This is a genomic window from Janthinobacterium goodfellowi (assembly GCF_051380695.1).
Taxonomy (GTDB): Bacteria; Pseudomonadota; Gammaproteobacteria; order Burkholderiales; family Burkholderiaceae_D; genus Janthinobacterium.
Genome location: NZ_JBNYXN010000002.1, coordinates 415741 through 441264, shown reverse-complemented (window position 1 = coordinate 441264; position 25524 = coordinate 415741). Strand labels below are relative to the sequence as shown.

Annotated in this window: 26 protein-coding genes; 10 read left to right on the top strand and 16 right to left on the bottom strand. The window is 65.7% G+C overall.

Translation table 11 applies throughout. The features are described 5' to 3' along the window. Positions 1–48 precede the first annotated feature (48 nt). Both ACQ4WQ_RS09955 and ACQ4WQ_RS09950 read left to right on the top strand, forming a co-directional pair. Entirely contained in the window at positions 49–2133 is a 2085-nt protein-coding gene (locus tag ACQ4WQ_RS09955) for an Ig-like domain-containing protein (RefSeq protein WP_436496626.1), read from the top strand. Positions 2134–2300: 167 nt separating this feature from the next. Beyond that, positions 2301–3398 (top strand): LacI family DNA-binding transcriptional regulator, encoded by a 1098-nt coding sequence (locus tag ACQ4WQ_RS09950; RefSeq protein ID WP_436496624.1) that lies wholly within the window; start codon positions 2301–2303, stop codon positions 3396–3398. Positions 3399–3451: 53 nt separating this feature from the next. Here the strand turns inward: ACQ4WQ_RS09950 and ACQ4WQ_RS09945 are convergent, their stop codons facing one another. Further along, positions 3452–3871: a YidB family protein gene (locus tag ACQ4WQ_RS09945; protein WP_436496622.1), complete on the bottom strand. Its 420-nt coding sequence runs from the start codon at positions 3869–3871 to the stop codon at positions 3452–3454. A gap of 262 nt (positions 3872–4133) precedes the next feature. On the opposite strand from ACQ4WQ_RS09945, the gene ACQ4WQ_RS09940 reads away from it, so the two are divergent. The 3 genes from ACQ4WQ_RS09940 to ACQ4WQ_RS09930 all read left to right on the top strand — a co-directional run bounded on the left by ACQ4WQ_RS09940 (position 4134) and on the right by ACQ4WQ_RS09930 (position 5710). After that, the gene (locus ACQ4WQ_RS09940) at positions 4134–4346 is read left to right on the top strand and encodes a hypothetical protein (protein WP_034751103.1); all 213 of its coding nucleotides are present in this window, start codon (positions 4134–4136) and stop codon (positions 4344–4346) included. Positions 4347–4455: 109 nt separating this feature from the next. Beyond that, entirely contained in the window at positions 4456–5163 is a 708-nt protein-coding gene (locus ACQ4WQ_RS09935) for a hypothetical protein (protein ID WP_436496620.1), read from the top strand. Positions 5164–5236: 73 nt separating this feature from the next. Next, entirely contained in the window at positions 5237–5710 is a 474-nt protein-coding gene (locus ACQ4WQ_RS09930; protein ID WP_436496618.1) for a DUF6328 family protein, read from the top strand. On the opposite strand, the gene ACQ4WQ_RS09925 is transcribed toward ACQ4WQ_RS09930, so the two are convergent. Continuing rightward, a complete protein-coding gene (locus ACQ4WQ_RS09925) occupies positions 5707–6609 on the bottom strand; it encodes a LysR family transcriptional regulator (protein ID WP_436496616.1) in 903 nt (300 codons plus the stop codon). The genes ACQ4WQ_RS09930 and ACQ4WQ_RS09925 overlap by 4 nt on opposite strands. Before the next feature lie 103 nt (positions 6610–6712). On the opposite strand from ACQ4WQ_RS09925, the gene ACQ4WQ_RS09920 reads away from it, so the two are divergent. From ACQ4WQ_RS09920 to ACQ4WQ_RS09910, 3 genes are all read left to right on the top strand, one after another. Next, positions 6713–7729 carry an aldo/keto reductase gene (locus tag ACQ4WQ_RS09920; RefSeq protein ID WP_436496613.1) on the top strand — a complete coding sequence of 339 codons (1017 nt, stop codon included), beginning with the start codon at positions 6713–6715 and terminating at the stop codon, positions 7727–7729. A gap of 16 nt (positions 7730–7745) precedes the next feature. Further along, positions 7746–8162 (top strand): SRPBCC family protein, encoded by a 417-nt coding sequence (locus ACQ4WQ_RS09915; RefSeq protein WP_436496611.1) that lies wholly within the window; start codon positions 7746–7748, stop codon positions 8160–8162. 283 nt (positions 8163–8445) lie between these two features. After that, positions 8446–9663: an MFS transporter gene (locus ACQ4WQ_RS09910; RefSeq protein ID WP_436496609.1), complete on the top strand. Its 1218-nt coding sequence runs from the start codon at positions 8446–8448 to the stop codon at positions 9661–9663. 47 nt (positions 9664–9710) lie between these two features. On the opposite strand, the gene ACQ4WQ_RS09905 is transcribed toward ACQ4WQ_RS09910, so the two are convergent. From ACQ4WQ_RS09905 to ACQ4WQ_RS09885, 5 genes are read right to left on the bottom strand one after another with little or no spacing between them, the layout of a single operon-like run. Then, complete coding sequence (locus ACQ4WQ_RS09905; protein ID WP_436496607.1) at positions 9711–10655, bottom strand: hypothetical protein; 945 nt, start codon at positions 10653–10655, stop codon at positions 9711–9713. Between the two features lie 3 nt (positions 10656–10658). Then, complete coding sequence (locus ACQ4WQ_RS09900; protein ID WP_436496605.1) at positions 10659–11180, bottom strand: hypothetical protein; 522 nt, start codon at positions 11178–11180, stop codon at positions 10659–10661. Between the two features lie 49 nt (positions 11181–11229). After that, complete coding sequence (locus ACQ4WQ_RS09895) at positions 11230–11610, bottom strand: hypothetical protein (RefSeq protein WP_436496603.1); 381 nt, start codon at positions 11608–11610, stop codon at positions 11230–11232. A 31-nt stretch (positions 11611–11641) separates the two neighbouring features. Next, complete coding sequence (locus tag ACQ4WQ_RS09890) at positions 11642–13177, bottom strand: hybrid sensor histidine kinase/response regulator (RefSeq protein ID WP_436496601.1); 1536 nt, start codon at positions 13175–13177, stop codon at positions 11642–11644. Positions 13178–13188: 11 nt separating this feature from the next. Beyond that, positions 13189–14019 (bottom strand): alpha/beta fold hydrolase, encoded by an 831-nt coding sequence (locus ACQ4WQ_RS09885; protein ID WP_436496599.1) that lies wholly within the window; start codon positions 14017–14019, stop codon positions 13189–13191. A 235-nt stretch (positions 14020–14254) separates the two neighbouring features. Here ACQ4WQ_RS09885 and ACQ4WQ_RS09880 point away from each other — a divergent pair, with 235 nt between their 5' ends. Both ACQ4WQ_RS09880 and ACQ4WQ_RS09875 read left to right on the top strand, forming a co-directional pair. Then, positions 14255–15514: a PepSY-associated TM helix domain-containing protein gene (locus tag ACQ4WQ_RS09880; RefSeq protein ID WP_436496597.1), complete on the top strand. Its 1260-nt coding sequence runs from the start codon at positions 14255–14257 to the stop codon at positions 15512–15514. Positions 15515–15836: 322 nt separating this feature from the next. Then, complete coding sequence (locus tag ACQ4WQ_RS09875; RefSeq protein WP_326456319.1) at positions 15837–18140, top strand: TonB-dependent receptor; 2304 nt, start codon at positions 15837–15839, stop codon at positions 18138–18140. A gap of 26 nt (positions 18141–18166) precedes the next feature. Here ACQ4WQ_RS09875 and mdcH read toward each other — a convergent pair whose 3' ends face one another. Genes mdcH through mdcA form a run of 9 tightly spaced genes read right to left on the bottom strand, consistent with a single transcriptional unit; the run spans position 18167 to position 25447 of the window. Beyond that, positions 18167–19096 (bottom strand): malonate decarboxylase subunit epsilon, encoded by a 930-nt coding sequence (gene mdcH / locus ACQ4WQ_RS09870; RefSeq protein ID WP_436496595.1) that lies wholly within the window; start codon positions 19094–19096, stop codon positions 18167–18169. Next, a complete protein-coding gene (locus ACQ4WQ_RS09865; RefSeq protein WP_436496593.1) occupies positions 19093–19701 on the bottom strand; it encodes a malonate decarboxylase holo-ACP synthase in 609 nt (202 codons plus the stop codon). Before ACQ4WQ_RS09865 ends, mdcH begins: the two co-directional genes overlap by 4 nt. Further along, a complete protein-coding gene (gene madM, locus ACQ4WQ_RS09860) occupies positions 19701–20465 on the bottom strand; it encodes a malonate transporter subunit MadM (protein WP_436496591.1) in 765 nt (254 codons plus the stop codon). The genes ACQ4WQ_RS09865 and madM overlap by 1 nt, the downstream gene beginning before the upstream one ends. After that, complete coding sequence (gene madL / locus ACQ4WQ_RS09855) at positions 20458–20871, bottom strand: malonate transporter subunit MadL (protein ID WP_436496589.1); 414 nt, start codon at positions 20869–20871, stop codon at positions 20458–20460. The genes madM and madL overlap by 8 nt, the downstream gene beginning before the upstream one ends. Positions 20872–20925: 54 nt before the next feature. Continuing rightward, complete coding sequence (mdcE, locus tag ACQ4WQ_RS09850; RefSeq protein ID WP_436496587.1) at positions 20926–21738, bottom strand: biotin-independent malonate decarboxylase subunit gamma; 813 nt, start codon at positions 21736–21738, stop codon at positions 20926–20928. After that, positions 21735–22589 (bottom strand): biotin-independent malonate decarboxylase subunit beta, encoded by an 855-nt coding sequence (locus ACQ4WQ_RS09845; RefSeq protein ID WP_436496585.1) that lies wholly within the window; start codon positions 22587–22589, stop codon positions 21735–21737. The genes mdcE and ACQ4WQ_RS09845 overlap by 4 nt, the downstream gene beginning before the upstream one ends. Then, entirely contained in the window at positions 22586–22894 is a 309-nt protein-coding gene (locus tag ACQ4WQ_RS09840; protein ID WP_436496583.1) for a malonate decarboxylase subunit delta, read from the bottom strand. Before ACQ4WQ_RS09840 ends, ACQ4WQ_RS09845 begins: the two co-directional genes overlap by 4 nt. Beyond that, entirely contained in the window at positions 22881–23762 is an 882-nt protein-coding gene (locus ACQ4WQ_RS09835; protein ID WP_436497389.1) for a triphosphoribosyl-dephospho-CoA synthase, read from the bottom strand. The genes ACQ4WQ_RS09840 and ACQ4WQ_RS09835 overlap by 14 nt, the downstream gene beginning before the upstream one ends. A gap of 8 nt (positions 23763–23770) precedes the next feature. Continuing rightward, complete coding sequence (mdcA, locus tag ACQ4WQ_RS09830) at positions 23771–25447, bottom strand: malonate decarboxylase subunit alpha (protein ID WP_436496581.1); 1677 nt, start codon at positions 25445–25447, stop codon at positions 23771–23773. Between the last annotated feature and the right edge of the window lie 77 nt (positions 25448–25524).

Genomic DNA, 25524 nt, shown 5'->3' with positions numbered 1-25524 from the left:
TCTTGGGAAATTGATGCCGAGCAACTCGGCAAGCTCCCGGAGACCATCATGCCCCTCGCCCCCTTGCGCCACCTGCCCGCCGCCAGCTTGGCCACCTTCCTCGTTTGCCTGGCCGGCTGCGGCGGCGGGGGCGGCACCGATACGCAGGCGTCCGGCGGCTGCTCGCTGCACAGCACGGCAGGCTGCGGCGGCAGCCCGCCACCGCCCATCAATCCGCCCGTCACGCCGCCTGTCACCCCGCCCGTGACGCCCCCTGTGATTCCGCCCGTCACGCCGCCCGAGCCGGCCAGCCTGGCCAGTGCCGTCAGCCTGGTGTTTTCCAGCACGGAACTGGCCTCGGCGGGCCTGGCCGGCGGCGAAGTGGCCGTCACAGCCCTCGTCAAGGATGGCGCCAACCTGGCCTTGCCAAACGCAAAGATTTCCTTTGCCGCCGATTCCGGCATCCTCGGCAGCGTCGATGCCGTGACGGACAAGAACGGCCAGGCGCGCGCCCTGCTGGGTACCGGAGGCGCCAACAGCAACCGCAGCATCACCGTGACGGCGAATGTCGGCACGCGCAGCGGCAAGGGCACGGTGGCCGTCACGGGCAGCACCGTGGAATTGCTGGGGCCATCCGCCTTGATGCTGGGCCAGGGCGCCGATCTCACCGTCACCGTGCGCGACTCGGCGCACAAGCCCGTGGCTGGCGCCGCCATCGCCTACAGCACGGGCGCCGGCAACAGTGTGCGTGTCAAGGATGGCGGCGCGGCGCTCAGCAATGCGCAAGGCCAGCTGGTGCTGCGCCTGACGGCAGGCAGCCTGGGCAAGGATGCCGTGTCCGTCAGCGCGCTGGGCGCCGCCGCCACGCAAGCGTATGCCGTGGCCGGCAGCGACCTGCGCCTGAGTCCGGCCGTGAACCAGGACGCCAGCGGCGCGGACGTGCTGCCGGAAGTGGCGACCCTGGCGTGCCAGCCCATCGATGCGCGCTACGACAAGGCGGGCGTGGCGCAACCGGGCAGCGCCAGCCTGTCGACCACGCGCGGCAGCCTGTTCGCGGACAGTGCCTGCAGCCAGGCCTTGCCTGCCAGCTTGAGTTTCAGCAATGGCAACTTGCCGCGCAGCTATGTGCAGTCGGCCAACGCGGGCGTGGCCACCATCACGGCGGCCGTGGCCGGTGGGCCCTCGGCGCAGACGCGGCTGGAATTCGTCGCGCCATTGAGCCCTGCCAGCAAGCTGGCCGTGCAGGCGGAGCCGGCCGTGCTGCGCGCCAATACGAGCACTTCGGCCGCCTCGGCCGACAACGCCAGCACCAGTATCAGCACAATCAGCGCCGTGGTGCGCGATGGCGCGGCGAACAACCTGGTCAAGAATGCGCCCATCGTGTTTACCATCTTGAGCGACCCCAGCGGCGGCTACCTGCGGCAGGCGGGCCGGGTGCCGACGGGCAGCGACGGCCTGGCGCGCGCCGTGTATGTGGCGGGACCGGCCGACAGCGGCCGCGATGGCGTGCTGATCCAGGCCCGCATCGAAGGCGCTCCGCAAGCGGCCGCCACGGCCCTCGTGCGCCTGACGGTGGCGCGGCAAGCACTGTCGGTCAAGCTGGGCACGGGCAGCGCGCTGCGCGAATATTCGGCCAGCGTGCTGCAAAAGGACTTTGCCGTATTCGTCTCGGACAGCGCCGGCAATGCCGTGTCCGGCGTCGCCATCACGGCCGCCGCCTGGCCCAGCCGCTATGCCAAGGGGTCGTACGTGTGGCAAGCGGACAAGCCCGAATTCCCCGACACGGGCGTCTGGCGCCTGGCCCTGCCCCACTACAGCTGCGCCAACGAAGACGTCTTGCGCAACGGCATTTTTGACGCTGCCTACGACCGCAACGGCAATGGCGTGCTCGACCCGGGCATCCCCCTGACCGTCAGCGCGAGCGGCTTGAGCGACGCGCTGGGCATGGCCACCGTCACCATCAGTTATCCGCGCAACTTTGGTTCCTGGGTGGACGTCGCCCTGACTGTGCGGGGCACCGTCAGCGGCACGGAGGCGAGCGCCACGGCGGATTTTCCGTTACCCACCCTGGCCAGCGATTTCAGCGCCCGCCGCGTGGACCCGCCGGGACGCCTCAGCCCGTATGGCAGCGGCCCCTGCGACAGTCCCGATTGAGGGGCATGCATACCACTTGCCATTCAGTCATATTTTTTGCAACATGATTAAGAAAACAGTCTTGCTATGCGGCAATCTTTTACGCTATGCTCATTCTGCCCGCCCAGGCCGCCACAAGCGGCCGGGCCTGCAGGAATACTTTGAGACAGGTTGCTTGCCAGACCAATATGCGAAAAAAGAATACTGTAGACCGGACACCCATCAGCGCCACCCGCGCCCTGCCCGGCGCCGGACGGCGCGTGACTTCGTATGACGTGGCCCTGCTGGCCGGCGTGTCGCAATCGGCCGTATCGCGCTGCTTCAAGCCGGGCGCGAGCGTCTCGCCCGCCACGCACGCCAAGGTCATGCAGGCGGCCATCCGCCTCGACTACATCCCCAACGCGGCCGCGCGCAGCCTGATCACGCGGCGCTCGAACCTGGTGGCCGTCATCATTTCCAAGCTGGCCAATCTGTACTATCCGCAAGTGTTGTCCGACCTGAGTCAGCAAATCGCCCGCCAGGGCAAGCGTTTATTGTTGTTTACCCTGGAGCGCGAAGCGGACGTCGGCAGGGTCTTGAGCGATGTGTGGCAATACCAGGTCGATGGCGCTGTGGTGGCCGCCTGCCTGTCGGACGAGCAGATGGCCGAGTTCGCCCGGCGCGACGTGCCGCTGGTGCTGTTCAACCGCAGCCCCCGCGAACACGCCGTGCATGCCGTGCTGTGCGACCAGGCGGAAGCGGCGCGCCTGCTCGTCTCGCGCCTGGCCGAAGCGGGCCACCGCCAGTTCGCCGTCATCGACGGCCCCGGCGACTCGGCCGTGGCGCAGGAACGCAAGACCGGCGTGCTGGACCGGCTGTTCACGCTGGGCTTGCCCGCGCCCATCGTCGTCAGCGGCAACTACGATTACGCCAGCGGCGGCCATGGCTTGCGCAAGGTCATCGACCGCCTGGGCCGCGTGCCGGACGCCGTCATTTGCGGCAACGACATCATGGCCATCGGCTGCCTGGACACGGCGCGCCACCAGATGGGCATCCAGGTGCCGCTGCAAATGTCCGTGGCCGGTTTCGACGCGCTGGAAGCATCGGGCTGGCTCAGCTACGACATCACCACCCTGCGCCAGCCCGTGCAAAAGATGGCCGCCGATGCCGTCGCCATGCTGGGCGAGCTGATGGAGCGGCGCGGCGGCATCGCCGAACGCCGTCGCTATTGTTCCTATCTGGTGGAGGGGAGTACGGCCAGGCTGACCGGCGCGCCTCCCCACTTCGGCATGATGGCCGCAGCCTGAAAACAAAAAACCTCGCATCGCTGCGAGGTTTTTGAGTTCTGCGGCAATGAATATCAACCGAAGATCTTGCCCTTGAGCATATTCAAGCCCTGGCTGACCAGGTCATTGCCTTCAGGCACTTGACCGTTTGGCGTCAGCTTGTCGATCAACTGGGGCAGCAAGGCGGCCAGGCCGCCAGAGGCCGCGTCGGGCGCGACGCCCGCTTTTTCAGCGATCTGGGTGATCGTGTCGGCGCCCAGCGCATCCTTGATCTGCTCGCCGGAAACGGGCGCATTGGCGCCGGTGCCGATCCAGCTGGCCACCTGGTCGCCCAGGCCGCTTTCCTGGAATTTCTGCAGCAGGCCGGGCAAGCCGCCATGCTGGTTGACCAGGTCCATCACGCTGGCCATCAGTCCCGACGGGGCTTCCCCCTCCGCACCCTTGTTGCCCAAAGCGCTCATCGCCTGTCCTGCAAGTTGATCTAGCAAACTCATCGTATTCTCCTGAACGCTGTCAATTAGTGCCGCGTACCGCGGCGTCCGGTAAGGTCGGCGCATAGTCGCCGACACACACAACAATTATACTATATATAATTCAAATGCTATAATTGCAATTTAACGGGTGGAACAAAACCAGGCTCGGCCGTAGCCTTACCCACCTCCATCATATTTAGTTCGGCACAACATGCAAGCGTAAATTGATGGTTTGCAAAAACGTGTAGAATTAATTTTCCTATTTACTGAGGAGTATCAACACATGAACATCAATAAAGCGGTAGACAAAGCCTACGAAAAAAAGACGTTCAAGGAAATCGCCGATGCGCCCGTCGATGCGCTGCAAGGCGTGAGCGAGAAAGATGCGGAACTGCTCAAGCAGGCGTTCAATATCAAGACCGTGCGCGATCTGGCGAACCTGAAATACTCGAAGTGGGCGCGCGCCATCGTCACCCTGGCCGATACGGAAGAATAAACCGGGCCATGCCGCAGGCATTCCCGTCAGCACAGCCCGCCCCAGTCGGCGGGCTTTTTCATGCCGGCCCGCTATCGGCTCGCAAGCCGCTAGCCGCGCGGAGGCGCCATTGCCCACGCCGCTGACCCTGCCCGGCATCTGCTGGCCCCTGCAGGCGAGCACGGGCCGCCTTGCCGCCACCACGCAGCACATCACGGGCCACTTTCGCGCCGGCGCGGGCGAAGACGCCATCATCGTGTGCGATCTGCTGCCAGCCGGAAAGTTTCGCAACGGCGCGGCGCGCCACTGGTGCCGCACGCACCAGTGCTACTGGGGCACGCAGGCCGACCTGGCCGACTGGCAGGCGACGCGGCGGATGCGCTGCCGCCAGCACGCCAGCCCCATGGGCTATGTGCTGTATCCGGAACTGTTCGACCCCAGCCGCTTTCACGCCACCACCTTGCGCCTGGGCTCCGATGGCCTGCTGCAACTGCGCGCGCTGGCCGATGACGGCGGCACCCTGCTGGCGCGCGACGCGGCCGCACTGGCCATCGATTGCCGCGCCCTGCCCGGCCTGTTTCCTGCCGACGTCGTGCAGCTCAATATCACGCCGCCCGCCGCGCAAGCATTCGCCGCCGCCTTGCAGGCGGGCACGCCGCTGGACTGCAGCGACTGCGCCCGCTGCGGCCATCCGCATCTGGACCTGGGCAGCTTCGCGCTTGCGCCGCACCGGCGCCACAGCTGCGGCCATTGCGGGCACGACGCCTCGCACAGCGCCACCGCCATCGTCTCGTCTCCGCTGTGGCGCTTGCGCCAACGCATCGCGCAATGCTTCTGAAGGTGCGTCCGCCCACAGTCGGCACGGGCGCCTGCGCGTAGACTGGCCTCATCACCACCACGAGGACCACCCCATGCCCCACGCGCGACAGCAGCACGAGGATGACCAGCCAAGCGACGAAGGCGACCTGTCCGACCTGCTCAGCGAATTGCGCATCCTCTTGCCAGGCGCGCAAATGCTGACGGCCTTCCTCATCATCCTGCCCTTCAACGGCGGCTTCGCGAAGATCGTGCAGACGGAAAAGATCGTCTTCCTGCTGACGTTTTTCCTGTCCATGACCAGCCTGGTGCTGCTCAGCGCGCCAGCCATCCAGCACCGCGTCATGCGCCCCCTGCAAGACCGCGAACGCTTCAAGCGCGTGGCTGACCGCATCATGATGTGCGGCGCCTTTTCGCTGGCGCTGGCATTTATCCTCGGCACCAATCTGGTGATGTCGGAAGTGTTCGGCCACGTGGCCGGCATCGTCGCCAGCGTCCTGATGGGCACGCTGATCGTCTGCATGTGGTGGCTGCTGCCCCTGCACTTGAAACATGCCAGGAAAATCTAGGCGGCGACGCCCGCCTGCTCCAGCAAGGTTGCACGGAAGATCCCCACCAACGGGCGCAGATTCACCTTGTGCCAGGCCAGCCACAAGGGCGTGCGGTAGCTGAACCACGGCAGCTCGCGCACGACGACGCCTGCCGGCGCGTGCTGGCGCAGGCTGTGCTGGATCATGGCCATGCCCAACCCGGCCGCCACCAGGCCCAGCGCCGTCAGCGGTTCCGTCGCTTCCATGCGGATATCGGGCGTAAAACCGGCGCGCGCGCAGGCGGCGATGAAGTTATCGTGTTTCAACGCGCTTTCCTTGTGCAGCACGGCAATCCACTCCTGGCCCGCCAGGTCGGCCGGGGTCAGCTCGGCCTTGGCTGCCAGCGGGTGCGTCTGCGGCAAGGCCAGCAGCATGGGGTCGCTCAGCACTTGCGCGCAATCGAGGTCCGGGTCGTTCGGCAGCGGCGGTTCGCACAGCAAGGCGATGTCGAGGCTGCGCTGGCGCAAACCCTCGATCTGCTCGGCCGAATGCAGGTTGTACAGGGCAACGTGGACTTGCGGCCGCGTGGCGCGCAAGGTGCGCAAGCCGTCGGGCAAGACGCCCGCATGCATGGCGTTTTCGATGTAGCCGATGCACAAGCCGCCCTCGTCGCCCCGTCCCAGGCGCTTGGCCAGCGCTTCCAGGCGATTGCCGTGGGTGATGAAGGCGCGCGCTTCGGCCAGGAAAGTATGGCCATCGCGCGTCAGGCGGATGCGCTGCGCGCTGCGTTCGAACAGCGTCAGGCCCAGCTTCTCTTCGAGCTGGGCGATCTGCCGGCTCAGCGGCGATTGGGAAATATGCAGGCGCTCGGCGGCCCGTCCCACGTGTTCTTCCTCGGCGACGGCGATGAAGTATTGCAATTGGCGCATGTCCAGCATATCAGACCTATAAGGACTCAAGTTGCGCCAATTATGTCTTGGACAGGCTTAACTTGTCCAGCTATTCTGTCTCCATTCACTCACTCATTGAAGGCAAAACACCATGACGATCAAACACTTACTGACAGGCAAACTCGGTTTCGGCACAGCGCCACTGGGCAATATGTTCCGCAACATTCCCGAAGAAGAAGCGCTGGCCACCGTCGACGCGGCTTGGGAATCGGGCATCCGTTATTTCGATACGGCCCCGTTCTACGGCGCCGGCCTGGCCGAGCTGCGCCTGGGCGCGGCCCTGAAACAGCGCCGCCGCGACGATTACGTGCTCAGCACCAAGGTCGGCCGCCTCATCCTCGACGATCTGGAAGACCCGGCGGCCCGTGAACTGGGCGAAAAAGGAGGCTTGTTCGAATTCGGCCGCAAGAACAAAATCGTCGACGACTATTCGGCCGACGCCACCTTGCGCTCGATCGAAGACAGCCTGAAACGCCTGGACACGGACCGCCTCGACATCGTCTGGGTCCATGACATCGCGCAAGACTTCCATGGCGACAACTGGCTGGCGCAATTCGAGATTGCCCGCACTGGCGCCTTCCGCGTGCTGACCCGCCTGCGCGAAGAAGGCGTCATCAAGGCCTGGGGCGTGGGCGTCAACAAGGTGGAACCGCTGGAACTGACCCTGGACCTGGCCGAAGCGCAACCCGACGCCTTCCTGCTGGCTGGCCGCTACACCCTGCTCGACCATGAGCGGGCGCTGCAACGGCTGATGCCAGCCGCGGCAAGCCAGAACGTCGATATCGTCGTCGGCGGCCCCTACAGTTCGGGCATCCTGGCCGGCGGCGCGCACTTCGAATACCAGAAAGCCTCGCCCGCCATCATCGCCAAAGTGGAACGTATCAAGGCCATTGCCGCGCGCCATGGCGTCAGCGTGAAGGCGGCCGCCCTGCAATTTTCATTGGCCAATCCGGCCGTGGCCGCCGTGATCCCCGGCGCCAGCCGTCCCGAACGCCTGGCCGAAGACCTGGCAGCCTTGAACAGCGTCATCCCCGCCGCCTTCTGGCAAGACATGCGCGCCGAACAACTGGTATCGCCGTTCGCCCCGCTGCCAACTGACGCCAACTAATAGATAAGGAATACAGATGGCACACACCACCACCTCGATCGACATCGCCGCCACGCCGGCGCAAGTGTGGCAGCTGATCGGCGGCTTCAACTCGCTGCCCGACTGGCTGCCCTACATTCCCAGCAGCACCTTGAGCGACGGGGGCCGCATCCGCCACCTGGCCAATCCGGCCGGCGAAGTCATCGTCGAGCAGCTGGAAGCATATGACAACACGGCGCGCAGCTACAGCTATTCGATCCTGCAGGCGCCGTTTCCCGCCACGGACTACCTGTCGACCCTGCAAGTCGAACCTCTGGCGGGCGGCGCTGGCGCCCGCGTCACCTGGTCCGGCCGCTTCACGCCCATGGGCGTGAGCGAGCAGGAAGTAACCGACTTGTTCCACGGCATCTATGTGGCGGGCCTGGAAGCGCTGCAGCAAACGTTGGCGAACTAAGACCATTTCCGCCACAGCCGGGTTTTCTTCGCCCGCCCTGTGGCGGAATCGCAGGCATTCCGTGTTATCGTTAACAACAAGAGCAAGCACTGTTATGTGCAGTGCAGCATATTTTGGCCGCCGCCCAGCAGAGCTTGCCCGAATCTTTTACAATGTTGTCTTTGGGCAGTTCTCATCGCCCGAAAATACCGGCCAGCCGTCGACTCTGGTGGCGCATTGCCACTTCCGGCCGGGCCATCGCGCGCCTCTCCACCCTGTCATTCTTTACCCAAACAACAAGAACATGCACGCCTCCGTAGACCCATTGATTCCGCGCGTCACCGCGCCTTTTGGCGCTGGCTATGCCGACCTGGCCCTGGCCATCGGCGGCCTCGCCATCGGCACGGGCGAATTCGCCTCCATGAGCATCCTGCCCGTCGTGGCCGACGACCTGGGCACGACCTTGCCCCAGATGAGCCACATGATCAGCGCCTACGCGCTGGGCGTGGTCATCGGCGCGCCCCTGATCACCATCTTCCTGGCGCGCATGCCGCGCCGCCTGATGCTGATCTGTCTGATGCTGATGTTCGCTGGCGGCAACCTGCTCAGCGCCATCGCCCCCAACTACGGTTTACTGGTGGTGGCCCGCTTCGTGGCCGGCATCCCCCATGGCGCGTATTTCGGCGTGGCAGCCCTGGTGGCGGCCGCCCTGGCCGAACCGGACCGGCGCGGCCAGGCCGTCGCCCGCGTGCTGATGGGCCTCACTGTCGCAAATATCTTCGGCGTGCCGCTGGCCACCTACATCGGCCAGACCCTGGGCTGGCGCTCGGCCTTTTTGCTGGTCGCTGCGCTGGGTTTGCTGACCATGCTGATGGTGCGCATCTTCGTGCCCATGGTCGCCGCCGGCGATTCGAGCCCGCGCCGCGAACTGGGCGTGTTCCGCCGCCTGCAAGTGTGGCTGACCCTGCTGATGGTGGCGATCGGCTTCGGCGGCATGTTCGCCGTCTACACATTTATTACGCCAACCTTGCTGGAAATCACGAAAGTCTCGCCCCTCGTCATCTCGATCTTGCTGGCCATCATCGGCGTGGGCATGACGGTGGGTAATTTGATCGGCGGCTGGCTGGCCGACCGCTCGCGCCTGTGGACCATCTTCGGCGTGCTGCTGTGGAACGTCGCCGCCCTGGCCGCGTTTACCTATACCAGCAGCAACGTCTGGCTGACGGCGATCAACCTGTTCGCCATCGGCGCCGGCATCGCCGTCGCCCCGGCCGTGCAGACGCGCCTGATGGACGTGGCCGGCGACGCGCAAACCGTGGCCGCCGCCCTCAACCATTCCGCCTTCAACATCGCCAACGCCCTGGGCGCCTGGGCCGGCGGCATCGCCATCGCCATGGGCATGGGCTTGCGCTCGACGGGCTGGGTCGGCGCCATGCTGGCCTGCGGCGGCATCGTCGTGCTCGGTATTTCCGTGCTGGTGGAAAACCGCAGCCGCAATGTGGGCGGTGCGCAGCCGGCTTGATGGTGTGAAATGAGCGCCCCCCTGCGGGCGCCGCTGCGGGGGCAGGCTTATGCAACATCAAGACTCTCGCCCTGGAGCGCGCGCGGGCCATAACGCACGGCGGAGGCATCGTCGGACTTCTTGACAGACTGTGCTCCGGACGCCAGATTATCCCGTTCAAACTGGCGCAATTGCTGCAGCAGCGCGTCCAGCTCCGTTTCACGGCAACGCCGCACCAGCCCTTCCTTGGAATACAGGCCATAGGTATCGACCAGCCGGTAAAAACCATCGGTCATTGCCAGCAGGTACGATTGCCTGTCCATGTCAAACGCGTACTGCCTGGCCCGGAGTTCCCCTTGCGGATACATGCACAGTATGCCCGGCGCCGCGCGCAAGTTCTGAAATGCGCGCCGCTCCCGCAGCATCGGCAGCAAGGCCGCGAATACCTGCGCCTTGTCCTCGATCCCTTGCGCTTTCAACTGCGCAATGGCCGCCTTTAGCACGTCCTCCTGCGCATTCTCATAGGGATCTATATCGTGCACGTCCCCGGCTGCGCTGGAGACAAACAGCTTGCAATCGCCGAGGGCATATACCTGGACTGCGGCGCTGGCGTCACCTTCGATAATACGTGCCCACGTCACGGCGGCAATAGGATAGGCATACGCAGGAATGTGCGCCAGATCAAAACGCGCCTGCACATCGCGCTGAAAATGTGCCAATGCCAGCTTGATGCTGTCATGCTGGCTTAATCCGGGCGCGACCACTTCTTTCAGCCGGGCTGCAAAAGCGGACACGAACCAGGCGGCGTCGCCTGCGAGCGTATCGAAATAATTCTTTTCGGACACTGAGCTTGCGCCATCAAAAATCAGGATATCCACGATGCCCGCATTGTGCAGATAAATCGCCACCAGATCTTCATTACTCTTTGCGCCGGCGGAATCGGATACGTGGCTAATTTTCATCAGTTTTATCGATTCTGTTCTTAAAAGTGTTGGCAAGGCCAGCGTAGCCATTCCCTAGCCCAGCATGACATCATGCCGGTCCGACGTCGCGCGGCTGTAGGTGCTCTCGAACACGGCCAGACTCTCCGCCTGCGCCCACAGGCTGGCGATATAGTGGAATTCATCCTCGAACGGCTGCTCAAAGTCGGGCACGTCCGTCGCATACTCGCAATTGCGGCTCAGCATGACCAGCCAGTCCGGATAAGCGAGCGCCGGATACAGGCGGGTAAAGATGGCATCGAGCGACGCCACGCTTTCCCGGCCCGCCAGGTAGGCGGCGCGCAATTCGACGATGTATTTGCCCGCCAGAAACTGGTCACTGAGCCGCTGCGCGCCCCGGTAGCGCTCGATGATGACCTCGGCCAGCGGCAGCACCTCCCCAATACCCCGGGCGCTGGCCAGCAGCACGACTTCCAGATCGTCGCCTTCCTGGTCCAGGCGCAAGCGTTCCACCGCCCAGTCCACGCAACGGTCGGCATGGCCAAATCCCATGCGCAGCTGGAAAACGGCGATGTCAAGTTCTGTCAGTTGTTCCATGTCTTTCCATCATGAGGGGTGGAACGGCCATGCCGTCCTCGCCCCTGTTTCAGTGTGCGTTCCGCGCCCATGGTCGCGCCAGCAGCACGCCCGCGATCAGGCCCAGGCATGGCCCGCCCAACCAGACGAGCGCCACCATTGCAGACATGGGCTGAGGAAATTGCTCGAAGCAAGCCGATAACAGGCTCAGCACGACGAGCGCCGAGGCCACTGCGAGCGGCCTGCCGGGCGCCAGCCTGGCGGCCAGCCCACCGGCAATGGCAGAGCCCATGAAAATAGCGGCCTGGGACGCATACCAGTGCGAAGCGCCAGCGGCCTGGAGGACCAGGGGGAGCAGCGCCTTGAGCGCAAGCTGGAGCAGCCAGCCCGCCATCACGGCGAGCCAGACAGGCCGCCTGGCACCGGCTGGCGCAGCATTCAATTTCGTCATATTTTTCCCTTCATCTATGATCGTTTCCTGCTCACCCCGCCTGCAGCATCTTTTGCAGCACCGCATCGAGCTCATAAAAATCCACGGGCTTGGTCAGATGTAAATCAAAGCCAGCATCGGACGCCATCTGGCGGTCCTTGTCCTGGCCCCAGCCCGTGACGGCCACGAGGATGGTGTCCTGGCCGCAGGACTGGCTGCGCAACAGCCGCGCCACGTCGTAGCCATTCATGTCCGGCAAGCCGATGTCGAGCAGGATGACTTGCGGCATAAAAACTTGCGCTGCCGTCATGCCGGCCGGACCGTCGTAAGCCGTGCGCACTTCATAGCCGAGGATATCGAGCGCCAGCGCCAGGCTTTCGGCCGCGTCGGCACTGTCGTCGATGACCAGCACCTTGCCCTCGCGCGTGCCGGCCAGCAGGCGGCGGTTGGGTTCGGGCGGCGCTTGCAGGGGCACGGCGGGCAGCGGCAGGCGCAGCTCGAACGTGCTGCCCTGCCCCACGCCATCGCTGCGCGCGCTGATGCTGCCGCCATGCAATTCGGCCAGGCCCCGCACCAGCGACAGGCCGATGCCCAGGCCGCCCTGGGCCCGCGTCAGGGCCGGTTCCAGCTGGGAAAACATGTCGAAGACGGTGTCCAGGTGTTCGGGCGCGATGCCGATGCCCGAATCGCGCACGGTAACGTACACTTCGTTTTCCGTGCAGGTCACTTCCAGCCCGATGACGCCGTTGGCGGGCGTGTACTTGACGGCGTTGGTCAGCAGGTTGGCGATCATCTGCCCCAGGCGCGTGGCGTCGGCGTCGAGCCAGATCGGCTGCGGCCATTGCTCCACGTGCACGCTGTGGCCCGACTGCGCCGCCAGCTCCGCCACGCTGTGCAGGGCCGCTTCCACCACGGGCGCCAGCTCCACGCTGGCGCGGCGCAATTCCAGGCGCCCCCGCGTGATGCGCGACACTTCCATCAAATCGTCGACCAGGTGCGTCATGTGCCCCACCTGCCGGCCCAGCACGTCGCGGGCCCAGCGCAGCTGCGGATCGTCCAGCTGCGCCAGGCGCAGCACTTCCAGCACATTGCGCATGGGCGCCAGCGGGTTGCGCAGTTCGTGCGCCAGGGTGGCCAGGAACTCGTCCTTGCGCCGGTCGGCGACCGCCAGCTGTTCGTTGAGCGCGCCAGCTTCCTTGCGCGCCAGCTGCAGTTGCTGCTCGTATTTGCGCCGGTCGCTGGCGACAAAGACGGCGATCTCGTCATAGCGCACGCCCTCGTGCACGCGGCGCACGGCGTTGAACAGCATGGGGATGGAAGAACCCTGGCGCTGGCGCATGTCGAGCAGGATTTCCGACACGCTGCCCTGCACCTGCATCAGGGGCAGCCAGTGCGTCTGGTGGAACACGCGCCCGCCGATGGTCAGCAAGTCCTGCAGTTTCTTTTTCCCGAGCAATTCCCCGGCGCCATAACCGAGCCAGCCGCAAAAGGTGGCGTTCGCCTGCACGATGGTGCCGTCAGCCGTGCACAGCAGCAAGCCGCAGGCCGCATGCTGGAACAAGGTATGGGCGTCAGGCAAGGAAGGCATCGCGTCCCGCATTACAGATGCAGGCCGTCGAGAAAGTGGCGGATGGCGCGGTAGCTGGCATCGGGCACGCTCATGTGCGGGCAATGCCCCGCATTCTCGACCACGTGCAGGCTGCTGTGCGGCAGCATCTCGCGCAAGTATTCGCCCACAGGCAGCGGCGCGATGAAGTCGTCGCTGCATTGCACGATCAGGGCCGGCGTCCTGTTGTGCGGCAAGATGGCGCGGTGGTCGGACAGAAAAGTGGCCTGCGCGAAATGCCGGGCGATGGCGGGGTCGGTACGGCAAAAGCTGCTTGCCAGGTCCTCGCCCAGCGCCGGCTGGCCGGGCGCGCCCATGATGGCCGGGGCCATGCTGGCGGACCAGCCCAGGTAATTGCTGTCCATGGCATCGAGCAAGTCGTCGATATCGGCACGGCTGAAGCCGCCCCGGTAGCCCGCCGCCGCATCGTCGACATAGCACGGCGACGGCGCCAGCATGACTTGCGCGGCGAACAGGTCCGGCTCGGCGATGCTGGCCAGCAAGGTGCTCATGGCGCTGACGGAATGCCCGACGCAGATCACGGGGCCGCCGCCGACCGCATGGATGACCCGGCGCAAGTCGGCGCCGTGCGCGTCGAGCCGCGCATAGCTATCGAAATCATAGGCGCCCAGGTCCGAAGCGCCGCTGCCGACGAGGTCGAACAGCACCGTGCGGTAGCGGGGGCGAAACAGCGGCTCCAGGTAGCGCCACATGGTCTGGTCGCAGCCAAAGCCATGCATGAACACCATGGTGGCTGCTGCGTCCGCCTGCGGCTCACCGCTGGGTTCGCTCACGCGGACATTGTTCCGATCTTCTATACGCATGCCGCCTCAACCCTGAATATTTCCATATGGAATGTAAATTAACTTCTTGCTAGCATCTTAGCATGCGCGATTTACTCCTGGGCAATACCATTGGCACTGGACAAACGCCTGGCCACGGCGGATAATGAGAACGATTCCCATTATCAAAATACCAGGCGATGCCTGGCTCCCCTGTGCGCCCCGGTGGCGTGCGCTGGCGGCAACAAGCCGGTTTTATGTTGAAGGTTTGTACCGCATGCGCGCTTTCTGGACTGTCATACACCGCTGGGCCGGCCTCACCATCGCCCTGTTCCTCATCGTAGCGGGCCTCACGGGCGCCGTCACCTCATGGGATCATGAACTGGACGAATGGCTCAATGCCGACATCATGGACACGCCAGGCCGCGGCCCCCTGCAGGCGCCGTTCGCGCTGGCGCACAAGGTGGCGGCCGCCGACCCGCGCGTGGAAGTCAATTACATGACCCTGGGCCTGGAGGAAGGCCATGCGGCCGCCTTCATGGTGCGCCCGCTGACCGACCCGGCCACGGGCAAACCGTTCGCGCTCGGCTACAACACCGTCTACATCGACCCCGTCACGGCGCACATCACGGGCACGCGCGATTCGACGGCCATTTCCCTGTCGCGCCGCAGCCTGATGCCGTTCCTGCGCCACCTGCACTACAGCCTGCACGTGCCCGCCTTCTGGGGCACGGACCGCTGGGGCTACTGGCTGATGGGGACGGTGGCCCTTGTGTGGCTGCTCGACAGCATGGTGGCGTTGTATCTGACCACGCCGCGCCGTTTGCGCCAGCGCGCCCCGGACGAGGCGCCGCGCCACCGCGACGCCTCCAGCTGGTGGCAACGCTGGAAACCGTCGTGGGTGGTGCGCTGGGCGGCCGGCGGCTACAAGCTCAATTTCGACCTGCACCGCGCGGGCGGCCTGTGGGTGTGGGGCATCATCATCGTCGTCGCGTTCACGTCGTTCTCGCTGAACCTGTACCGCGAAGTGTTTTACCCCGTCATGTCGCTCGTCTCGACCACCACGCCGGGACCGTACGAGACGCAGACGCCGGCGCCATACGGCAGCTACATCACTCCCGCCATCGGTTTCGAGCAGGCGGTGGACATCGCGAAAAAGCAAGCCATGCAGCGCGGCATCACGGCGCCCATCGGCGGCATTTATTACGGCGGCAATTATTCGTTCTACAACGTCTCGTTCTTCGACCCGGCCGACGAATTCGGCGCAGCCGGCATGGGCTTGTCGAACCTGTACGTCGACGGCATGGACGGCAGCATCATCGGCCAGCACAAACCCTGGGAAGGCACTGCGGCCGACGTTTTCGTGCAGCTGCAATTCCCCCTCCACTCGGGCCGCATCCTGGGTTTGCCGGGACGCATTTTGATGTCCTGCATGGGCGTGATGGTGGCCATGCTGTCGGTGACGGGCATCGTCATATGGGAAAGAAAACGGCGCGCGCGCCGGCTGCAGGCGAAAAAGCCAGCGAACTTCACCTGAAGCAGCGACTCCATCACGGCGCAGGCGGACCAATGCAGTCTGCGCCGCACACCTTGCCAGCGGCCTGACCACGCGCAACGCGCAAGAGCAGCACACCTCCCCACTTTCCAACCCAGTAGCCGGCACATGCCGGCTGCCTGCGCTGCGCGAGTTCCGTGCGCCAGTCCGCCGTCGCCATCAAATGCAGTTCACTTGCAATAGCATCAGGCGCAAGCTATTATTGCAACTCAATTGCATTTACGCCTTCACGCCGGGCCTGCGCCCAGCACCACCTTCCGCCTTTTTAGAAAGTCCTATGCGCCATCACGTATTCGCAGCTGCCATGCTGTCCACTGCCCCGCTCGCTTACGCGGCGGACGACGTCACCCTGCAAACCATCAAGGTCCGGGCTGACCGGCCTTCCAGCATCGACAGCGTCGTTCTCGTCGACAATACGCAAGCCCAGAACCGGACCCTGGGCGGCATGCTCGAACATGTCTCGGGCGTGCAAAGCAGCGCCTTCGGGCCGAATGCGGGCGCGCCGGTGATACGCAGCCTGAGCGGCAGCCGCGTGCAGATCCTCGAAGATGGCCAGTCCATCCTCGGCATGAATGCGCTCAGCGGCGACATCAACATCCCCTTCGATCCGCTTTTCGTGCGCAGCGTGAGCGTCAACAAATCGTCCGATAGCGTGCGTTTCGGCGGCAATGCCATCGGCGGCAGCGTCGACGTCGATTCCGGCATCGTTTCCAGGACGATGGAGAGCAAACCGAGGGACGTGGAACTGGTCTTGCGCAAGGGTTTCAACGATGCCGACGCGCAAGGCTTGCGCGTGAACTTCAACGATGGCAAGCGCTTCTCGACGAATCTGCAACTGTCCTTCCAGAAGATCGGGCATTACGATATTCCCGGCAACAGCAAGGCCGGCGTGTGCAACAGCCGGCTGTTCCCTGCAAACGGTGGAGTCAACACCTTCCTGGCAGACAGTTGCCAGAAGGAAGCGCGTATCCAGCAGATCTACAACAAGGCTTCGCAGCCGTTTATCGACCAGTTCATGAAGGAAAATCCGGACTGGGCGGACGGTGATTTTTCCTTCTATACCAATAACCCGACCTCCGTCTGGCAGCGCAAGACCTACGTCAATCCCGCCAATCCCGCCTACGTGCCGGGCACGCCCTCGATGACGCAGAACAAGATCAACAAGGACGTGACGCCCGACTACCACGGCACCCTGGGCAACAGCCATGCCAGCAATGCACACTTTGCCGTCGGCACCACCTACTTTTTCGATCGTGGCTACGTGGCCGTCAGCGTCGATACCAAGAATAGCGAATACGGTGTCCCGGGTTTTTCCATGGAAAACAAGTCGTTCGGAGCGAACTATGACGAGGGGCTGCCCGTCGGCGTGGTGATACAGCAGGATAAATATGCGCTGGAAGCCCATCTGCTTGCCCCCGTCGCGTACCTTGAAAGCATGCAACTGCGCGTGTCCCGCTTGAACAATGCATCGGGAGAGCGCCTGGGTGCCGCCAGGGCGAACGACTACCAGTTCGACACCAATCAGGCCGAGCTTCTGCTGGCGCACCGGCGCGCCGGGCCATTGAGCGGCGTGCTTGGCCTGAGCCATAAATCCAGGGATATCGCCGGCAGCGGGCCGCAGCTCTACCTTCCCGATACGAACACGGTCAGCCGCGCGCTGTTCGTCAAGGAAAGCCTCGACGTCGACTGGGCCACCTTCGATGCGGGCTTTCGCCATGAAACAGTGGACCACGAGATCCGCAAGAGCGGCTTCAAGACGTCGCGAAATGCGAGCAATGCCGCACTCGAGGACAAGTCGTTCAGCCTGAACAGCTATAGCCTGGGCGTCTCGGCCAAGCTGGGCCAGCTGTTCGGCGCGAAGCTGCGCTATGCATCGTCGGAAAGAGCGCCCGACGTCAATGAATTGTATGCGAGCAACCGCCACTACTCGATCATGACCCAGGAAGAGGGAAACCAGAAGCTGAAGGCCGAGCGCGCGAAGAATACGGAACTCACCGGCCTGTTCGCCAACCGCGGCTTCAAGCTGTCCGCAACGGGCTACGTCATGAAGTACGACAACTACCTCTACCTTGGCCACTCGGGCGCCCAGATGGCCAATCGCCTGCCTTTGAAATACTGGAAACAGACCGATACGACGGTCAGGGGATTCGAGGTCGACGCCGCCCAGGTCGTGCAGCTTGGCGGCTACGGCAGGCTGGATATCTCGGCATTCGCCGACCTGGTCAAGAACAAGGCGGACAATCCCGACAAGCTGCGCGCGCACAACGACGGCGCATACCTGCCCAATATGCCCACCAACCGCTATGGCGCCAATGTGCAGTGGGAAAACAAGGGGTGGAAGGCCAGGCTGTCCGGCACCCGCTATGACAAGCAGAAGTACCTGGGCAAGAGCGTCAGCGAGGAAGTGCCGCTCGACGGCTACACCATGGTGAACTTCCAGGTCAGCCGCGCCCTGCAGGTAGCCAATTCGCCGTTTGCAGGCATCGAGGTGTTCATCAGCGGCAGCAACCTGCTCGATGCGGATGCCAGGCCGCACAATTCCCCACTGAAATACATCGCGCCCTTGCCGGGCCGTGGCTTTCAAGTTGGCCTGAGCGCCAGGCTGTAAGGCGCCATGCGCTCAAGCCCGCTCCGTCAAACCCTGCGCTCCCGCCGCACCAGCGCCAGCAGGCTGTCGCCCCGGTTGCCATCGCAGCAGACGGCCACGCCCTCGGTGAAGTCGGGCGCCGTCAGGCGCGTCAGGACGCTGCCCGGCGGCATTTCCAGCGCCAGCCGCGCGCCCCGCTCCCACGCCAGGCGCGCGGTAGCGGCCCATTGCACGCGCTGCGCCATGTTGGCGGCCAGGCTGTCGCGGATGCGCGCCGGGTCGAACAGCGCGCGCGCCGCGCTGCTGCTCAGGTAGACGAGCGACGGCCGGCGCATGGCCACGCCGTCGAAAGCCGCGCGCAAGTCCAGCGCGGCGCCTTCCAGCAGCGGGCAGTGCGACGGCACGTTGACGGCCAGGCGCTTGGCCTTGCCGGCGCCGTGCGCCAGGGCCAGCGCCATCACGGCGTGCAAGCCGCTCTCGCTGCCGGCGATGGCGAACTGGCGCGGCGCATTCAGATTGGCGATATACACGGGCGTGGCGGCGCCATGCACCCGGGCCAGCAAGGGTTCGAGTTGTGCCAGTTCAAGGCCGATGATGGCCGCCATGCCGTAACCGGTGGGATACGCCTGCTCCATCAACTCGCCGCGCCGCGCCACCAGGCGCACGGCATCGCCGTAATCGAGCGCGCCGGCGACGACGGCCGCCGCATATTCGCCAATGGAAAAGCCGGCCACCATGTCGGGCAGCGCCCCGCGCGCGGCCAGGGAGCGCGCCATGGCCACGCCCGCGATCAGCAAGCACAGTTGCACGGCCCGCGTGGACGCCAGCGCGCAAGCCGTGTCCAGCGTCAAGGGATCGCTGCCCAGCACGGCCGCCGCCTCGGCCAGGGTATCCGCCACGGCCGCATCGTCCGGCAGCGCGTGCAGCATGCCCGGAGACTGGGCGCCCTGGCCGGGAAAGGTAAACAATACGCTCATGCCGACTCCCATGGCGTGGCCGTCAGCACGGGCCCCTGGTCCGTTTTCAGCAGGACCCGGCCCCGCCCCGCCGCCCACTCGGCATACGCAAAGCCGCCATGGCCCGTGTCGATCTGCAAGTCCAGCCGGCACGCCGTGACCTTGGCGGCGATGGCGCGCAGGGCGTCGGCTTGCGCGGCGTCCGGCGGCGCGGCCATGCGCAGCACGAGATCGAGGTCGCTGTCGGCGCGCAGCACGGGCAAGCCGCTGGCCAGGGCGAATCCGACGCCGCCCGTCGGGCCCCAGGCCCAGCCCGTGGCGTCGAGCAGGGGCGCGACCTGCCGCAGCGCGTCCAGTGCGGCAGAGGAAAAATCAGGCAGCGGCATCCTCGCCAGCACTTCCGGCGTCACGCGGCGCACGACGGCGGCAGCCTCCACTTCGCACGCCTGCCGTTCGCTGCGCAGCAGGCCGCGCACGCCCACGGGAATCCGCCCGGGCGGGCAGCTGGCGCGCCGCACCACCAGCGGTGCGGCGGCCAGCCACGCGGCATCGGCCCAGACAGGCATGGATGCGCCGTCCGGCAAGCCGGACACCCACAGCAAATCATGGGCGCGCCAGGCTTCCATCAGGCCACCACCGCCTTGACGGCAAAGAACAGCAGCGAGGGTCCCAGCAAGCAGCCCAGGCCCGTGTGAAACGTGGCCACCAGCGCGCCATACGGCACCAGCTTGCGGTCGGTGGCGGCCAGTCCCGCCGATACGCCGCTGACGGTGCCGGCCAGGCCGCCGAAGACCATCGCCGAACGGGGCGTCTTCAGGCGCAGGAAGCGCGCCGCGACGGGCGTGCCCACCATCACGAGGATGGCCTTGATGAGGCCGGCCGCGATGCTCAGGGCCATGACGTCCGAGCTGGCGCCAATGGCCGCGCCCGTGACGGGGCCGACGATGTACGTGACGGCGCCGGCGCCGATGGTGGTCATGCTGACGGCGTCCGAGTAGCCAAAGGCATAAGCGACGCCGGCGCCGACGAGAAACGGCAGCACCACGCCCAGCACCAGGGCCACGAGGCCGATCAGGCCCGCCTTGCGCGCCTCGGTCGCCTGCACTTCGAAGGCGGTGGCGACGATGGCGAAGTCGCGCAGCATGGCGCCGCCCATCAGGCCGATGCCCCCGAACAGCGACAAATCGGCCAGGCCCTTGTGGCCGCCGCTATGCACGCCGCCCCAGTAAGCGAGGCCCAGGCCGATCACGATGGCAATGGCCGAACCGTGCACGCGGCCGAAGGTCAGGTATTTTGACAGCGCCATCGACACCAGCATGATCAGGCCGACAAAGGCGAACGCCGTCACCAGGCCATTGTGGACGGCCGCTTTTTCAAAGAGTTCAAGCATGACGGTGCTCCTTCATCTGCATCGGGTCGGCTTCGGCGGCGGCGATGGCGGCCGGGCTTTCCATCCGGTTAATGAGCGAAATGACGGCGCCGCAGACCAGCACGGAACCGATGGCGGCCAGCACGGCCACCGGCCCGCCGCGCAGCGCCGCGACCACGTCCTGCTGCGCCGCCATGGCCACCACCACGGGAATATACATGGCGCCCCAGTATTCGACGCCCCGCTCCGTCATCTGCGGCAGCCAGGATCGGCGCTGCATGTAGAGCCGGGCGCAGATCAGCAGCAGCATGGCGATGCCCACCCCGCCCACGTTGGTCTTGACGCCCATCAGCTGCCCGAGCAGGTCGCCCAGGAAGATGCCGAGCAAATGGCACAGGGCCAGCAGTGCGGTTCCGTAAATGATCATGATTGTCTCCGTTATTGGAATAGGAATGACTTGATGTCTTCTCTGTTGTTGCACCTACCACTGCTGCCCCAGCACCTCCCTGACTTTTGCCGACGCCTGGCGGTGCGGCGCGCCCAGGCGGCTGGAAAGATCCCTTTCCGGATCGGCGCGGATGTCGGCCAGCGCCGCCTGCACGCTGCCCTGCACCTGCGCCAGATCAAGCTCCGACGGCGCGTCCGGCTGCGCCACCTGCAAGGTTTGCCACAGCAGGCCCAGGGTCGCGTAGTTCTTGACGTCATAAGCCATCGGTGGAATCGTCGCGGCCAGCGCTTCGAGCGCTGCCACCGTGCGCAGGGTGATGCGCGCGGCCGACGCCTTGCCCATCGCATGCACCATCACTTGCGGATCGTCGAGCGCGATCAGGCGGTTGGCCTGGTAGCCGTGCGCCAGGAACGCGCCCGACATGGCCTTGCCGACGATCAGGCCGATCACGGGATGGCCAGCCAGGCGCGCCTCGGCGTAGGCCCCCGCCGCGCCGGCCAGCGCCTGGTGGATGCCATATGCCTCTTCGCGCCGGCCATACACCTGGCTGGCCACGTCGATGACGGCGACGATGGGGCGCTTGACGGCCAGCGCGCGGTCCTCGACAACCACTTGCTGCACGGCGCGCGCCAGCTGCCACGCCTCGACCAGGCCGATTTCACCCGTGCGGGCGCGCGTAAAACGGTTGTCCGGGTCGGGCAGCACGGCCAGGTAGCGCGCCGGCGCGCCGGCCAGCGGCGCGTCGACCACGCGCACGGAAGGCGGATAGCCGTCCAGCGGCGCAGTGTTATTCGTGAGTGCCGCCAGCCAGACGGCGCCGCGGCTGGAATTGGTGATGGCGTTCATGCTGCGACTCCTTTGCTGTAGATCAAACGCACGGCTTCCGGCGTGGCTTGCACGGCCGCGTCGACCTCAGCCAGGCGGGCCAGGTAGCCTTCCGCCTGGTCGCTGCGGTGCCGGGCCGGCACACCGCGTGCGAACAGTTCGGCCACGGTGGCGCGCATCTGCGCCGTGTCGTCCGCCACATAGGCGTCGGCCAGGCCGCTGTGAAAGCGCTGTTCGCCGCCCGTCAGGCTCCATATAAATGGCTTGTTGCGCGAGTCGAATTCGTCCACGCCCGCTTCCTGCTCGATCACGGCGGGGCCGTTCAAGCCCAATCGTGCCTCGCGCGTAACGACAAGGTAGCTGCACAGGCCCGCCGCGATCGACATGCCGCCGTAGCAGCCCACCGTGCCGGCCGTGATGCCGATCACGGGCTGGTAGCGGCGCAGGTCGACGATGGCGGCATGGATGTCGGCAATGGCCGCCAGGCCCAGGTTGGCTTCCTGCAGCCGCACGCCGCCCGTTTCGAACAGGATCACGGCGCGCGTCGGCACGCCCTGGCGGTTGTCGCGCGCCGCCAGTTCCAGCGCGCCGGCGATCTTCGCGCCGCCCACCTCGCCCATGCTGCCGCCCTGGTAGGCGCCCTCGATGGCCAGCACCACGGCCGGCTGGCCGTCGAACAGGCCCTTGGCCACCACCACGCCGTCGTCCGCCTGGGCCGTCACGCCCTGCCGCGGCAGCCAGGGCGACGCGATGCCGCAGAACGGATCGAGCAGTTCGCGCATGCTGCCCGCATCCAGCAAGGCGCGTGCCCGGCTGCGCGCACCGCGTTCGATGAAGCTGTCGCGCTCGAGTAACTCCTTCAAGGTGCTCATGCCGTCCTCCCCGCTTGCAATTCTTCGTAGGCTTGCTCGATGCGCATGCGCACCACGCCCGGCGTTGCGCCGCAGTCGTTGATGACGATGCGCGCCGCCGGCAGCGGCTCGCCGCCGAACACGCGCAGCAAGAGCGCATCCCAGACGGCACCCTTGCCGTCGACGGAGGTGTTGACGACGATGCGGGTCACGCCATCGTCGGCGGGCTGCAGCAGCACTTCCAGGTCGCCCGAACCGACGACGCCGGCCAGCGCGCGCCCCGATGCCGGCGGCCCGGCGGGGAACGTGTAGTTACGCGTCTCCATGCGCTTCTCCTTCTGTCAATCGGTCGAGGAACAGGGTGGCCGCCAGCAGATCGGCCGCCCCGCCCGGCGACACGCCGCGCGCCAGCGCCACCGCTTCAAGCGCCAGCAGCGCCTGCGTGCCGGCGGCCGTGGCCGCGCCGCCCGCCGCCAGCACCCGCGCCGCTCCCGCCTGCAGTGCCAGCAAGGCCGCCTCGCCGCCGCGCGACAGCACGCAGGTATCGTCCAGCTGGCTGATAATCGCCAGCAGCGCATTCAGGCGCGCCGTCGTCTCGTTGTCGCCGCGCGCCCGCGAGGCGTGCAGCTGCGCCAGCCCGGCCCCTGTCACGAGGGGAAAACCGGCCCTGGCCTGGCCTCGCGCGCCATCAACGTGATACTGGCGGCACGCCAGCTCGCCCTTGTTGCCGGTGGCGACAGGCGCGCCACGGTCGTGCAAACGGGCCAGCGCACCGGCCCGCGCCGCCACGGCTTGCGGCGCCAGCGACGCGCCGCGCGCGCCCTGCTGCGCCGCCGCCGTCACCAGCAATCCCAGCGCCCAGATGGCGCCCCGGTGCGTGTTCACGCCGCCCGTGGCCGCCAGCATCAGCGCCTCGCCATCGCGGCCGATGGCGCCGATGCGCTGGCGCAGCAGGTCGTCGTCTTCACTCTGCGCGCCAGCATCGGCCATGGCGGCAAACACCGGTTGCAGCACGCAAGCCGAATGGCACATCAAGGCCCAGTTCAAGTCCGCGTGGGCGCCCCGGCTGCGCAAATCGACCAGGCCCGGTTTCGGCGTCAGGGTCACTTCGTCGAGCAGCGCCTGCAGCACCTGCCGCGCCAGCGCCGCAGGGCGTACCCGCACCGGCACTGTCGTCATCATTGTGGTCATCATTGTCATCATTACCAGCTCCTGAATTTGGCGGGGGGTTGATACAGGCCGTCGGACCATTCGACTAGGTCGGCGATGCTTTTCGCGGCCAGCAGCGAGCGGTTCGCCGCGCCGCGCTGCACGCCGATATCCTCGGGCAGCGCGATCAGGCCGTCGGCGCGCAATTTGGCCGTCGTCTTCGGGTCGTGGCGCAGGCCGATGGGCGTCACGCCGGCCACCGCCGCCAGCATGGCCTTGCGCTCCTCAAGCGAACGGGCCTTGTACAGGTAGGCGATGCCTTCTTCCGTCAGCACGTGGGTGACGTCGTCGCCATAGATCATCACGGGCGCCAGCGGCATGCCGCTGGCCTGGCCCACGGCCACGGCGTCGAGCGATTCGACGATCGTCGGCTGGCCGCCGTCCTGGAACGTCTCGACCATCTGCACCACCAGCTTCTTGCCGCGCGCCAGCGGGTCGTCCGTCTCGATCAGGTCCAGCCAGGCCGGCGTCGGATGACGCCTGCCGTGCGGGTCGTGACCCATATTGGGCGCGCCGCCGAAGCCGGCCAGGCGGCCGTTGGTCACGGTGGACGAATTGCCCAGGCCATCCATCTGCAGGGTGGCGCCGATGAACAGGTCGACCGCGTACTGGCCCGCCAGCTGGCACAGGGCGCGGTTCGAGCGCATGGAACCGTCGCGGCCCGTGAAGAACACGTCGGGCCGCGCGGCCGCATAGCCTTCCATGCCCAGCTCCGCGCCGAAGCAGTGCACGCTCTCGACCCAGCCCGTCTCGATGGCGGGTATCAGCGTCGGATGGGGGTTGAGCACCCAGTTGCGGCAAATCTTGCCCTTCAAGCCCAGCTGCTCGCCATAGGTGGGCAAAATCAGTTCGATGGCGGCCGTATTGAAGCCGATGCCGTGGTTCAGCGACTGCACCTGGTGTTTTTCATACACGCCGCGGATCGCCATCATGGCCATCAGCACGTGCACGGGCTTGATCACGCGCGGATCGCGGGTAAACAACGGTTCGATGAAGAACGGTTTGTCGGACTGCACGACGAAATCGATCCACGAGCCGGGCACGTCGACGCGCGGCAAGTCGCTGACGTCGTCGACGATCTGATTGACCTGGGCGATGACGATGCCGTCGCGGAAGGCGGTCGATTCCACCAGCGTGGGCGTGTCCTCGGTACTGGGGCCCGTGTACAGATTGCCCTGGCGGTCGGCCATGTAGCCGGCCACCATGACGACGTTGGGCGTGAGGTCGACGAACAGGCGCGCATACAGCTCGATATACGTGTGGATGGCGCCCACTTCCAGCAAGCCATCCTGCAGGAACTGCGCGATGCGCAGGCTCTGCGTGCCGGCAAAGGAAAAATCGAGCTTGCGGGCGATGCCCCGCTCGAACAAGTCCAGGTGTTCGGGCAGGCTGACGCTGGGCATGATCAGGTGCAGATGGTGGATCTTGTCGGGATTGACCTGGGTCAACATGCGGGCGAGGAAGTCGGCCTGTTTCTGATTATTGCCTTCAAGAACGACGCGGTCGCCCGGCGCGAGCAAGGCTTCGAGCACGGCGACCATGTCGCCCTGTTGCAGCACGGGCCCGTTCGCGTACTGACGCACGGCATCGAGGCGGCGGCGCTTCTCGGTGCGCCGCGTGTCCCATTGTTTTTGCCGCTGCGCTGGCGCTGCTGTGGCGGTTGACATCATGCCTCCGGAATGAGCTATCGAGTCCAGACGATAGAACGAAAGCGCCAGCGCGACAATCAACCTGCTACCATGTTCAT